Here is a 13,051-nt window from a genome sequence, read left to right as displayed (position 1 = left end):
CCTCACCGCGATCCTCGGTGCCGAACACCTGCTGCCAGGAGACGTCGAGGCCGTTGCCGGTGTTGCGGACATACATCAGCCCCTTCTGGGCGAAGCGGTCGCGCAGCCCGGCCGGCATGGCACGGTAGACGGCGCGGCTGTCGGCGATCGGCGTCTCGCCCCCCTCCGGCGCCGCCTGCTGGCAGTAGAACCAGATCTTCATCGGCCAGTCCCGGGTATAGGCCTGCTCGTTGTGCAGCGGGATGTGCTGATGCGGCGGGTATTCGGTCGAGGTGTAGACGCCCTGCGTCACCTTGCTGCGCGGGGTCGACCCGAACTCGTAGGTCAGCAGCGGGTGGCCGAAGCCGGCGGCGAAACCGCGGAAGGCGTCGGCGCCGTCCAGCGCGAAGCCGCGGAACAGCAGTCCACCCTCGACGCCCAGATGACGTTCGACGATCGGCCGGATTTCCGGCAGGGCCTCGATCAGCGACGGCGTCCCCGCGGTCGGTTCGACGAGCAGCGGCAGCGGGCCGTCGTCGCGCAGCGGGCGGATCGTCAGCGTGGCGGTGGTCACGGCATCCATGGCGTGGGCACTCACTGAAGCATGGCGGCGGGGCCGCCGTTCATCCGTCGCGAGAGGGCGGCGCCAATCACGCCGAGCACCTCCGCCTGACGGGAGTGGAGGAAGAAATGGTCGCCCTCGAACAGGTCGATGGCGAAGCCGCCGTCCGTCTCCCGGGCCCAGGCGTCCAGCGCCGGGCGGTGGAGATCGTCGGCGGTGCCGGCCAGGACGTGGACCGGGCAGGTCAGGGCCGGGCGCGGCCGGTAGGCATAGGTGCCGGAGAGCAGGAAGTCGGCCCGCAGCACCGGCAGGACCATGGCCATCAGCTCGGGGTCGGCCAGCGCCTCCTCGGGCGTGCCGCGATAGCCGCGCAGATCGGCAATCAGCTCGGTGTCGCTGCGCGGCCGGGCCAGCTCGCCGTCGTCACGGACCGCCGGCGCCTCGCCGCCCGAGGCGAACAGCATCAACGGCGGCGGCACGCCGCGGTCGCACAGGGCGTGGGCCAGTTCGAAGGCCAGCAGGCTTCCAAGACTGTGGCCGAACAGGGCGTAGGGTCCGTCGATCAAGCCTTCGACCTCCCCGGCCAGCGACCCGGCGAGGCCGCGCAGATCGGTCGCCAGCGGCTCGTCCGCGCGGGCGCCGCGGCCGGGCAGCTCGACCGGATGCACCGCCAGCCAGGACGGGAGATCCCGGCGCCAGCGGCCATAGACCATGGCGCTGGCCCCTGAATAAGGCAGGCAGAACAGCCGGGCGGCGACCACGCTCATCCGATCACCGGGCGGCGTCGGTGGCGTCCGTCGCGGCCGTGCCATCCATGTGGCGGCGCAGCGACAGCGGCCGCATGTCGGTCCAGACCTCGGAGATATAGGCCAGGCACTCGGCCTTCAGGCCGGACTTGCCGACGGCGGTCCAGCCTTCGGGGATCTCCTTGTAATCGGGCCAGATCGAGTATTGCTCCTCGTGATTGACCACGACGTGAAAGACGGTGTCGTCCCGATCGAAGGCCATCAGGCACTCCTCGCCGATATCGCATCCAGGGATAGAGAAAATTTTACGAATTACGCAGACGCAGCCACGCGACGCCCTGCCGGATTGTGTCGGCCTGGCATCTTGATTTGGTCTTCAGCGCTTTCCGTTGGCTTGAAGAGAATACCGGGAGACCGACAACGTGCCTGGACTTCCCGCTCCCTTCTGGCTATGAATGATAATGATTTGCAGTTGCACTGCAAGTCAAGCCCGATTTCGCCCTTCCCAGCCCTCGTCCGGGAAGCGGCGGCCCGACCAGACGAGACGAATCCGCTGCTTGCCGGCGGGCGCCGACATGCCGGGAACCGGCAGGGTTCCGCGGCCGCGGAAGGAGAAGACGATGGACGCCATACCCGTTCCGCAGCCCGGCACGACCTTCCTGTCCTACACCGCCACCCGCAGCCCCGTCACTACCTCGCGCCACGGTGATTCGCTGACCGTGCGCCAGGCCGGCGCCGCGCCGCTGACGCTGCGCCTGGACGCGACCGGGGAGCGGCTGGTCCTGACCGGCCCCGCGGGATCCGCCGACACCGCCCTGCGCGGCCTGAACGCAGCCATCGAAGCCGCCTTCGGCTGGCACCCGGAGCTGGAGCGGCTGGCGCTGGACCTCGGCGACGGCTCGGACGAGCTGGCCGACACGCTGCGCCGCCGCGGCATTGCGGTCGAAACGGCGGCCGCGCCGCTGACCGTGCTGCCGGAGCTGTTCATGCAGCAGCCCGATCTGTGGCATGGCCGCCCGGACCTGCCGGCCTTCCCGCAACGCCAGGTGATGACCGACGGCAAGCGGCACCCGCAGCGGCCGCCAAAGCCGCAGGGCACAATCTATGCCCGCTGGATCCCGTGGCTGGAGCAGACCCTCGCCTTCCGCGCCGCGACGGTGGAGGACGACCTCGGCCACCTGCACAGATGGATGAACGACCCGCGGGTGGCCGCCTTCTGGAACGAGGATGGCGACCTGGAGAAGCATCGCCGCTATTTGTCCGGGCTGATCGCCGACCCGCACATGGTGCCGCTGATCGCCAGCTTCGACGGCGTGCCCTTCGCCTATTTCGAGATCTATTGGGCGCGGGAGAACCGGCTGGCGCCGTTCTACGACGCCCAGGATTACGACCGCGGCTGGCATGTCGTGGTCGGCGAGGACGCCTATCGCGGCCGCGGCTTCATCAGCGCCTGGCTGCCGTCGCTGACGCATTTCATGCTGCTCGACGACTGCCGCACCCAGCGCGTCGTCGGTGAGCCGGCGGCGGCGCATCACCAGCAGATCCGCAACCTCGAGACCTCCGGCTTCGTGCGGATCAAGACCTTCGACTTCCCGCACAAGCGGGCGGCGCTGGTGATGCTGCTGCGCGAGCGCTTCTTCTTCGACCGGCTGTGGCTGCCGGCCGCCGCCAAGCAGCCGGTGCCGCAGGCATGAGCCCGGACGCGATCCACGACGTCGTCGGCGTCGGCTTCGGCCCGTCGAACCTGGCCCTGGCCATCGCGCTGGACGAGGCGCTGCGCCAGCGCGGCGCGGTGCTGAGCCACCATTTCATCGAGAAGCAGCCAGGCTTCACCTGGCATGGCGGCATGCTGCTGCCGGACAGCGACATGCAGATCTCCTTCCTCAAGGATCTGGTGTCGCTGCGGGACCCGACCAGCCCGCTGACCTTCGTCAACTACCTGCACCAGAAGGGTCGGCTGGAGGCCTTCATCAACCGCAGGACCTTCTTTCCCAGCCGGGTCGAGTTCAACGACTATCTGGGCTGGGTCGCGGCCCGCTTCGCTGGGCATTGCAGCTATGGCGAGGAGGTGACGGCGGTGGAGCCGGAGACGGCGCAGGGCGTCGTCACCGGCCTGCGGGTGCGGTCGCGCACCGCGGCTGGCGGCGAGACCGTGCGGCGGGCGCACAACCTGGTCGTCGCCACCGGCGGCAGCCCGCGCGTCCCGGCCGTCTTCGCCGGGCTGCGCGGCGACCCGCGGGTGTTCCACTCCTCCGCCTATCTCGACCGCATCCACGGGCTGGGGCTGGCCCGCAAGCCCTCCGCCCGGGTGGCGGTGGTCGGCGGCGGCCAGAGCGCGGCGGAGATCACGCTCGACCTGCATGGCCGTTTCCCGCAGCTCGGCATCGACCTGGTGTTCCGCGGCCATGCGCTGAAGCCGTCGGACAACACCCCCTTCGTCAACGAGATCTTCAACTCGGGCTTCACCGACTACGTCTTCGGCCAGGGCGAGGCGCAGCGCGACGCCATCATCCGCGAGTTCCGCAACACCAACTACGCGGTGGTCGACGCCGACCTGATCGAGCGGATGTACGACATCCTGTACCAGCAGAGCGTCCAGGGCGCGCCGCGCCTGGCCCTGTGCGGCCGCAACGAGGTGAGCGAGGCCGAAGCCGCGGCGGACGGCATCGGCCTGACCCTGCGCGACGACGTCGCCGGCACCGCGACCCGGCGCGGCTATGACGCCGTGGTGCTGGCCACCGGCTATGAGCGCGACGGCGGGCGCCGCCTGCTGTCGGCGCTGGCGCCCTGGATCGAGGACTTCGCGGTCGACCGCGACTACCGGCTGCGCACCCGGCCGGAGTTCCGGCCGCAGATCCACCTGCAGGGCCAGTCCGAGACCTCGCACGGGCTCAGCGACACGCTGCTGTCGGTGCTGGCGGTGCGGTCGCAGGAGATCGCCGAGTCGCTGCTTGCGGCCCGGCGCCGGCGCGGCGTCCCGCCCGACCTGCACGCCCCTGCCCCGCTGCGGCGGCTCGCCGTCAACGACGACTGACCCACCACGGCCCGGGCCGCCGGCTTCCGGCGGCCGCAGATTCGCGTTGCTATTCGTTTCAGATGAAACGATCATCCTGGCAAGACGGAATGAGGCCGGGAGGATGCGATGACGCTCCGCTACATGCCGGGATTCGGCAACGACTTCGAGACCGAGGCGCTGGACGGTGCCCTGCCCCAGGGCCAGAACTCGCCGCAGCGCTGCGCCTACGGCCTCTATGCCGAGCAGCTCTCCGGCTCGCCCTTCACCGCGCCGCGCGGCACCAATGAGCGGTCCTGGCTGTACCGGCTGCGGCCCTCGGTGCAGCATGTCGGCCGGTTCCGCGAGATCGAGCTGCCGCACTGGAAGACGGCGCCGCATGTCGTCCGCCACGGCCGGCCACTGGGCCAGCTGCGCTGGGATCCGACGCCGATCCCCGACGAGCCCCTGACCTTCCTGACCGGCATGCGGACCATGACCACGGCCGGCGACGTGTTCACCCAGGCCGGCATGGCCGCGCATGTCTACCTGGCCACCGAGTCGATGGCCGACGAGGTGTTCTTCAACGCCGATGGCGAGCTGCTGATCGTGCCGCAGCAGGGGTCGCTGCGCCTGGTCACCGAGCTCGGGGTCATCGCGATCGGCCCGGCCGAGATCGCGGTGATCCCGCGCGGCACCAAGTTCAAGGCCGAGCTGATCGACGGCCCGTCGCGCGGCTATGTCTGCGAGAATTACGGCGCCAAGTTCACCCTGCCGGACCGCGGCCCGATCGGCGCCAACTGCCTGGCCAATCCGCGCGACTTCAAGACCCCGGTCGCCGCCTTCGAGGACAAGGAGACGCCGCACCGCGTCATCGTCAAGTGGTGCGGCGGCTTCCACGAGACCACGATCGGCCACTCGCCGCTCGACGTCGTCGCCTGGCATGGCAACTACGCGCCCTACAAGTATGATCTGCGGACCTTTTCCCCGGTCGGCGCCATCGCCTTCGACCACCCGGACCCGTCGATCTTCACCGTGCTGACCGCCCCGTCCGGCGAGGCGGGCACGGCCAATGTCGACTTCGTGATCTTCCCGGAGCGGTGGCTGGTGGCCGAGCATTCGTTCCGGCCGCCCTGGTACCACATGAACATCATGTCGGAGTTCATGGGCCTGATCTACGGCCGCTACGACGCCAAGGAGGAGGGCTTCCTGCCCGGCGGCATGAGCCTGCACAACTGCATGCTGCCGCACGGGCCGGACACCGACGCCTTCGCCAAGGCCAGCACGGCCGAGCTGAAGCCGGTGAAGCTGACCGGCACCATGGCCTTCATGTTCGAGACCCGCTTCCCGCAGCAGCTGACACGCTATGCAGCGGAGCTGCCGACGTTGCAGGATGACTATCCGGCCTGCTGGAACGGGCTGGAGAAACAGTTCGACAAACGGGAGGACACCGGCCAATGAAGCTCGCCAGCCTGAGGGACGGGTCGCGCGACGGGCGCCTCGTCGTCGTCTCACGCGACCTGACCCGCTACACCGTGGCCGGAGGCATCGCCCCGACGCTGCAGCGCGCCCTGGACGACTGGGACCTGCTGCGGCCGCGGCTGGAGGCGCTGGCCCATGACCTGGAGCTGGGCGCGGTGCCCAGCGACCGGTTCCGCGAGCACCAGGCCCTGTCGCCCCTGCCCCGCGCCTACCAATGGGCCGACGGGTCGGCCTATGTGAACCATGTCGCGCTGGTGCGGCAGGCCCGCGGCGCCGAGATGCCGGAGAGCTTCTGGACCGACCCGCTGATGTACCAGGGCGGGTCCGACACCTTCCTGGCGCCGCGCGACCCGATCCGGATGGAGAGCGAGGCCTGGGGCATCGACCTGGAGGGCGAGGTCGCGGTGGTCACCGGCGACGTGCCGATGGGCGCCGGCCGCGACGCCGCGGCGCAGGCGATCAAGCTGGTCATGCTGGTCAACGACGTGTCCCTGCGGAACCTGATTCCGGCCGAGCTGGCCAAAGGCTTCGGCTTCTTCCAGTCCAAGCCGTCCTCCGCCTTCTCCCCCGTCGCGGTGACGCCCGACGAGCTGGGCGAGGCCTGGCAGGCCGGCAAGCTGCACCGGCCGCTGCTGGTCGAGCTGAACGGCGCACCCTTCGGCCGGGCCGATGCCGGGGTCGACATGACCTTCGACTTCCCGACCCTGGTCGCCCATGCCGCCAGGACCCGGCCGCTGGGCGCCGGCACCATCATCGGCTCCGGCACCGTGTCGAACCGCGATTCGGATGGCGGGCCGGGCAAGGCGATCGCCCAGGGCGGCCACGGCTATTCCTGCCTGGCCGAGCTGCGCATGGTCGAGACCATCCTGTCGGGAGCGCCCAGGACATCGTTCCTGCGCTTCGGCGACACCGTGCGGATCGAGATGAAGGACGCCCACGGCCATTCCATCTTCGGCGCGATCGAGCAGACGGTGGAGGAAGCCGCCGCGGGCTGACGCCCGGTCTTTCCACCCCATCCGTTCCCGCATCCCGCATATCGACAGGCGCGCCCGGCCCCGACAGGAAGCCGGGCGCGTCGTTTTTGCGGCTGCCTCTGGTGCCAGGACGCCGGACGAATGCTGCCACCGCTGGTTGCGGAAAGATTTCATTGAACAACCTTGAATCATGAAATCGTCAAACTCTTGGAGTTCTCTGAGAAATCCCTCCCATCTAGCTCACAAAAACTTCATTGACATAAAATATCTCTAAAGTTTGAATGCGAAACCTGAGACGCTGGAATCGAACTCTGATGGCTCGAAGGTTTCGCGGCAAGGCATCCGCCCCTGATCGGCAATGTCTCGTTGCGCGGCAGGAAAGCTCCATCAGCGGTCCGGCGTCCGGAACCGCCCGGCGCCCCGAGCCTGCCGCGGCCTTCGCCATGGAGGATGACGCGATGACCCACGCCCAGGGATGGCCACCGCTCCCGACGGCCTGATTCGACCGGCGGCGCTCCGCCGACGCCATGAACAACGACCACGAGAGACCTCCCCATGAAGATCCTCGTCACCGGCTCGCGCGGGCTGATCGGCACGGAGATGATGCGGCGCCTGGCCGAAGCCGGGCACCGGCCGGTGCCCTTCGACATCGCCCATGATCCGGGGACGCCGGGCCATGGCGACATCCGCAACCGCGACCAGCTGCGGCAGGCGATGGACGGGTGTGACGGCGTCCTGTCGCTCGCCGCGGTCTCCCGCGTCATCGACGGCGAGCGGAACCCGGAGCTGTGCTGGGATGTCAATGTGAACGGCACGGACGCCGTGCTGCAGGTGGCGCTGGAGCAGCCGGCCGGCCGCCGCCCCTGGGTGATCTATGCGAGTAGCCGGGAGGTCTATGGCGACGCGGCAGTGCTGCCGGTGCATGAGGACGCGCCGCTGCAGCCGATGAACATCTATGGCCGCTCGAAGGCGGCCGCGGAGGCCGCGGTCGGCCGCGCCCGCGAGGATGGCCTCGCCACCGCGATCGTCCGCTTCTCCAACGTCTTCGGGACGACCGCCGATCACCGCAACCGGGTGGTGCCCGCCTTCGCCCGCGCCGCCGCGACCGGCGGCACGATCTCGATCGAGGGCGCGGAGAACACCTTCGACTTCACCCATGTCGAGGATGTCGGCCGCGGCCTGTCGCTGCTGATCGAGTGCCTGGAGGAAGGCCACCGGGCGCTGCCGCCGATCCACTATGTCGGCGGCCGCGCCGTGTCGCTGGGCGAGCTGGCGGAGATGGCGCGTCAGGCGGCGCTGGCCCCGGTCGAGATCCGCATCGCCCCGCCCCGCAACTTCGATGTCGGGCATTTCCGCGGCGACCCGGCGCGGGCCGAGGCGCTGCTGGGATGGCGGGCGGAGATCTCGGTCGAGGACGGGCTGCGCCGGCTGATCCAGGCCTATGCCGACGACGCGGCGCGGGACCGGGCCGCAGAGACGCTGCAGCCGGCAGCGACGCCGGCGACGGGGGACGCGGAGGGCCGGGAGCGCCCGGTCCTCCGCCGCGGCGCGAGCGCGCCCCGGCGGATCTCGGCGCTGACCCCCTGGATTCTCGATTTCAGCCACGACCCGATCCGCATGCCGCCGCGGCCGCCGACGCTGCGGCATGCGAGCTACGAGGACGACTTCGACTTCACCACCGTGTTCTGCGACGTGTTCTGGGACGCGTCGGGCGAGTCGATCCGGCTGGTCGGCCCGCCGCTCCTGAACCTGGAAACCGAGCTGGACTTCACCTTCACCGCCCTGCCCTCGATGCAGCGCTGCGGCTTCGAGGTGCGGCACAAACGCTGGGTCGACCTAGTCACCGTCCCGGTCCCGCCCGGCACCACCGGGCTGATCGCCGACACCAGCCTGGGCCGCGCCTTCCTGGCGCCGCAGCCCAATCTGAGCGGGCTGTTCGACGGCCGGCGCTGCATCTACGCGATGAGCCAGGACAACGACATCGCCTGGATCCAGGACTGGGTGCGCTACTATTCCCGCGGCCATGGCGCCAACGGCGTCGTCCTCTACGACAACGCCTCGACGGCCTATGACGTCCGCGAGCTGGACGACGCGCTGCGGTCCATCGACCCCTCGATCGAGGTGCTGACCATCCCCTGGCCGTACAAATGGGGCGTGTTCGACGGCCGCCGCCCGCTGTCCTACAGCATCTGGGATTCCTTCTACGGCCAGGCCGCGGCCTTTGAGCATGCGCGGCTGCGGTATTTCCGGACGGCCGCCAGCGTCATCAACGTCGACATCGACGAGCTGGCGGTCACGCGCGACGGGCAGAGCGTGTTCGAGATCGCCGAGCAGTCGGACACCGGCTTCATCCGCTTCGACGGCTGGTGGATCCACAATTACGCGACCGAGCCCCTGCCCCAGCAGCGTCGGCACCGGCACTTCTTCCACAAGAAGGTCGGCCGCCTGGATGCCTGCACCGAGAAATGGGCGGTGGTGCCGGCCAAGTCGCCCGAGGATGTGCAATGGGCGATCCACAACGTCATCGGCATGACCCCGGACGAGGCCAGCTTCAAGGTCGGCCTGCGCCACTTCAAGCCGATCAACACCAGCTGGGACGTCGATTCCAACCTGACCGACGCCAAGCGGACCGAGCTGTTCCACGGCGACGGCGCGGGGCTGGAGATCGACGAGGAGTTGCGCCGCACGCTGGCCCGGGTGTTCCCCGACGGCGAGGATGACCAGCCGGTCGCGGCCCCGGCCCGCCCGGACGAGGTCGTGGCCTATCAGCACCGGGTGCGCAGCGAGGCCCTGGCCCGCTCCGGCCGGGTCGAGGAGGCCGTCGCCGAGGCGCGCCGCGCGGCCGAGCTGCTGCCCGGCCATCCGGCGACCCTCCTGCATCTCGGCAAGCTGGAGCGGGCCCGGGGCAGCGAGGACGAGGCCCTCCGCCTCTCGCAGGAGGCGCAGCGGCTGCGCGAGGCCGACCCGCTGTACCACGTCCAGATGGGCCGGTCGGCCCAGCACACCGGCGAGATCGACGATGCCGTCGCGAGCCTGCGCCGCGCCCTCGAGCTCGACCCCGTGTCGATCGACGCGGCCGAGCTTCTGTTCAAGCTGTTCTGGGGCCATGGCCGCTACGGCGAAGGCCGGGCCCTCGCCCGCGAATGGGTCGCCCGCGCCCCGGCCGATCTGGCCGAGGCCCAGGCGCTGGCCGCCACTATGCTGATGACGATCGGCCGGGCGCCGGAGGCGGTCCCGCTCTGGCGCAACGCCCTCGCGCTCGACCCGCAGCGGTCCGACTTCCATCACAGCCTGGCGCGCTGCCTGCTGCTCGACCGCAGCCTGGCCGAGGCGGAAGAGGTCGAGCGGACGGCGATCCGCCTGTTCGAAGACGAGCGCGACCACGCTCGCGACCCGATCCCGCCCGAGGTGGTGCAGAAGCTGAAGCGCAAGCTGCTGCTGCGCGCCTCCACCCGGTCGTCGATGTTCGAGCAGCTCGGGCGCATCCTGCGGGCGCGCGGCCGGCTGGAGGAGGCGGCCGAGGCCCTGCGCGAGTCGATCCGGCACTACCGCTTCGATCCCGACCTGCATCTGCTGCTGGCCGAGATCCTGACCGACCTGCGCCGGCCCGGGCAGGCCAAGGCCGCGCAGGAGAAGGCGGCGGATGTGGCGCGGGAGCTGCTGGGCCATCCGCCCAACACCATCCGCACCGCCTTCGACCGCGAGCGCGACATGGTCGGGCTGTACGCCTGGGTCGCCACGATCCTGCAGCGCTGCGGCCATGCCGACGAGGCGATGGCGACGATCGAGGAGATCGGCCGGAACTTCGCCGGCAGCGCCAATGCTACGACCGCGCGCGCCGGCTTCCTGATCTCGATCAACCGGGCGCAGGAGGCAGAGCCGCTGATCGCCGAGGCCATCGCCCGGGGCGGCGACCATTCCCGGCTGCATCATCTGCACAGCACGGCGCTGTCGCAGCTGAACCGGCTGCCGGAGGCGATCGCGGCCTGCCGGCGGGCCCTGGCGCATGATCCGGAGGCGCCGCATCTGCACCGCGCCCTCGCCGCGCTGCAGATCACCGACAAGCGCTGGGCCGAGGCCGTCGCGACGCTGGAGACCGCGATCGCGCTGGAGCCGTCGCATGCCGGCGCCCAGCGCCAGCTGAGCACCGCCCTGGCCGCCCTGAACCGGCCGGCGGAGGCGGAGGCGGCGGCGCGCCGCGCGATCGAGCTGTCGCCCGACGAGGCGGCCGTCTATCGCCATCTGGCCAACCTGCTGTCCGGCTGGAAGCGCTGGAAGGACGCGGTGGCCGAGCTGCGCCGCGCGCTGGCGATCGAGCCCGAGCATGCCGGCGCGCACCGCCAGCTCAGCGCCGCCTTCGCCGGGCTCGGCCAGGCCGAGAAGGCGCTGTCGACCGCGCGCAAGGCGATCAAGCTGGCGCCGGAAGAGGCGGCGCTGCACCGCCATCTCGGCAACCTGCTGGCCGGGCAGAAGCGCTGGGACGAGGCGATCCTGGTGCAGCGCCGGGCGGTCGAGCTGGAGCCATCCCATGCCGGGGCGCGGCGGCAGCTGGAGGTCGCCGAGGCCGAGGCCCGCAAGGCCAGGATCCGGCGGCCGGCCGGTCCCGTCCCCGGCCACAGCGGCGTCGCCGCGGAGTAGAGACGCGGGCGATACGGGGCCCGGACCGTTCGCCGGCCCGGCCTGTGTCCCCCTCACCCTCCCGCCGCCAACGCGGCGGGCCCCTCCCTCTCCCCAAGGAGAGGGAAACTTGGGTCGCGGACATTTCACCTCTCCTTGGGGAGAGGTCGAAATCGCGTCGGCGATTTCGGGTGAGGGGGCGGCGCCGGCCCCTCCTCTTCGTCCTATGCGGACCGCCCTCCGCGATTGACGCTCCCGGCGCGACTCGCCTATCGGTGAGGCCCCGCCCGCCCCGAGAGCGACCGCCGCGATGACCGACACCGCCGAGACGGCCGCAGCGCCGCATCAGGGCTCGCCGGGCGAGGTGTTCCGGGTCTTCCTCAAGCTCGGCCTGACCTCCTTCGGCGGCCCCATCGCCCATCTCGGCTATTTCCGCGACGAGCTGGTGAAGCGGCGGCGCTGGATCGACGAGGCCGGCTATGCCGACCTCGTGGCCCTGTGCCAGTTCCTGCCGGGCCCGGCGTCGAGCCAGGTCGGCTTCGCCCTCGGCCTGCTGCGCGGCCGCGGCCTCGCCGGCGGGCTGGCCGCCTGGTGCGGCTTCACCCTGCCCTCCGCGATCCTGCTCTGCGCCTTCGCGCTCGGCGCAGCCGCGCTCACCGGGCCGGTCGCCGCGGGCCTGCTGCACGGGCTGAAGCTGGTCGCGGTCGCCGTCGTCGCCCAGGCGGTCTGGGGCATGGCCCGGACGCTGACGCCCGACCGGCCGCGCGCCGGCATCGCCCTGGCCGCGGTGGCGATCGCGGTCTTCGCCGGCGGCGCCTTCGGCCAGATCGGCGCCATCGCGCTGGGCGCCGCGGCCGGCCTCTGGCTGTGCCGCGACGGCGGCGGCGCCCCGGGCGGCCGGCTGAGCGTGCCGGTGTCGCGCCCCGGCGGCGGCGCCGCCCTGGCCCTGTTCGCGGCGCTGTTCCTGGCCGTGCCGGCGCTGGCGGCGGCAACCGGCGCCCAGGGCCTGGCGCTGTTCGACGCCTTCTACCGCTCCGGCGCGCTGGTGTTCGGCGGCGGCCATGTCGTGCTGCCGCTGCTGCAGGCGGAGGTGGTGCCGCCCGGCTGGGTGTCGAACGAGGCCTTCCTCGAAGGCTACGGCCTGGCCCAGGCAGTGCCGGGGCCGCTGTTCACCTTTGCCGCTTGGCTGGGAGCCGTCATGGGCCCGGCGCCGAACGGCATCGCCGGCGCCGCGGTCGCGCTGGCGGCCATCTTCCTGCCGGGGCTGCTGCTGCTCTATGGCGCCCTGCCCTACTGGGACGCGTTGCGCCGCCGCCCGGGCGCGCAGAGCGCCATGCGCGGCGCCAATGCGGCGGTCGTCGGCATCCTCGGCGCGGCGCTGTACAGCCCGGTCTGGACCAGCGCCGTGCTGGCGCCGCCGGACTTTGCCCTGGCGCTGGCCGGCTTCCTGGCCCTGACGGTGTGGAGGGCGCCGCCCTGGACCGTCGTGCTGGGCCTGGCCGCGGCCGGTGCCGCCCTGCCGCTGATCGGGGGATAGACAGGCCGCGGCCCCTCACCCGGTGTCGGAGGGGTCCGGCGTCGCGAAGCAGTTATAGGGATCGATGCCGAGGGACCGGCAGAGGCGCCGGGCGACGGTCTGGGTGGTCTCGGTGTCGAGCCATTCGGTGACGTCGGCCTCCCGCAGCCGGACCGCCAGCCC

General features: G+C 71.1%; 9 protein-coding genes. 6 read left to right on the top strand and 3 right to left on the bottom strand.

Going from position 1 to position 13,051, the window contains the following annotated elements; all coding sequences use genetic code 11:
- The 3 genes from ABDW35_RS19865 to ABDW35_RS19855 form a co-directional block, all read right to left on the bottom strand.
- The coding region (locus ABDW35_RS19865) for a TauD/TfdA family dioxygenase (RefSeq protein WP_343715614.1) at positions 1–562 on the bottom strand (562 nt) is incomplete at its 3' end.
- An 11-nt stretch (positions 563–573) separates the two neighbouring features.
- Entirely contained in the window at positions 574–1,308 is a 735-nt protein-coding gene (locus ABDW35_RS19860) for an alpha/beta fold hydrolase (RefSeq protein WP_343715613.1), read from the bottom strand.
- A gap of 4 nt (positions 1,309–1,312) precedes the next feature.
- Positions 1,313–1,549, bottom strand: a complete 237-nt coding sequence (locus ABDW35_RS19855) for an MbtH family protein (RefSeq protein ID WP_343715612.1) — start codon at positions 1,547–1,549, stop codon at positions 1,313–1,315.
- A gap of 358 nt (positions 1,550–1,907) precedes the next feature.
- On the opposite strand from ABDW35_RS19855, the gene ABDW35_RS19850 reads away from it, so the two are divergent.
- The 6 genes from ABDW35_RS19850 (at position 1,908) to chrA (ending at position 12,889) form a co-directional block, all read left to right on the top strand.
- On the top strand, positions 1,908–2,981 hold the full coding sequence (locus ABDW35_RS19850; protein ID WP_343715611.1) for a GNAT family N-acetyltransferase: 1,074 nt from the start codon (positions 1,908–1,910) through the stop codon (positions 2,979–2,981).
- Positions 2,978–4,321, top strand: a complete 1,344-nt coding sequence (locus ABDW35_RS19845; protein WP_343715610.1) for a lysine N(6)-hydroxylase/L-ornithine N(5)-oxygenase family protein — start codon at positions 2,978–2,980, stop codon at positions 4,319–4,321. The genes ABDW35_RS19850 and ABDW35_RS19845 overlap by 4 nt, the downstream gene beginning before the upstream one ends.
- A gap of 108 nt (positions 4,322–4,429) precedes the next feature.
- Complete coding sequence (hmgA, locus tag ABDW35_RS19840; RefSeq protein WP_343715609.1) at positions 4,430–5,740, top strand: homogentisate 1,2-dioxygenase; 1,311 nt, start codon at positions 4,430–4,432, stop codon at positions 5,738–5,740.
- Complete coding sequence (locus tag ABDW35_RS19835) at positions 5,737–6,756, top strand: fumarylacetoacetate hydrolase family protein (RefSeq protein ID WP_343715608.1); 1,020 nt, start codon at positions 5,737–5,739, stop codon at positions 6,754–6,756. Before hmgA ends, ABDW35_RS19835 begins: the two co-directional genes overlap by 4 nt.
- A gap of 534 nt (positions 6,757–7,290) precedes the next feature.
- On the top strand, positions 7,291–11,373 hold the full coding sequence (locus ABDW35_RS19830; protein WP_343715607.1) for an NAD-dependent epimerase/dehydratase family protein: 4,083 nt from the start codon (positions 7,291–7,293) through the stop codon (positions 11,371–11,373).
- A gap of 289 nt (positions 11,374–11,662) precedes the next feature.
- Positions 11,663–12,889 carry a chromate efflux transporter gene (chrA, locus tag ABDW35_RS19825; protein ID WP_343715606.1) on the top strand — a complete coding sequence of 409 codons (1,227 nt, stop codon included), beginning with the start codon at positions 11,663–11,665 and terminating at the stop codon, positions 12,887–12,889.
- The last annotated feature ends 162 nt before the right edge of the window (positions 12,890–13,051 follow it).

This window comes from Inquilinus sp. (assembly GCF_039594555.1).
Lineage (GTDB): Bacteria > Pseudomonadota > Alphaproteobacteria > DSM-16000 > Inquilinaceae > Inquilinus.
Note: the sequence above shows the minus strand (reverse complement) of the source record. Positions and strands in the feature narration are given on the sequence as shown.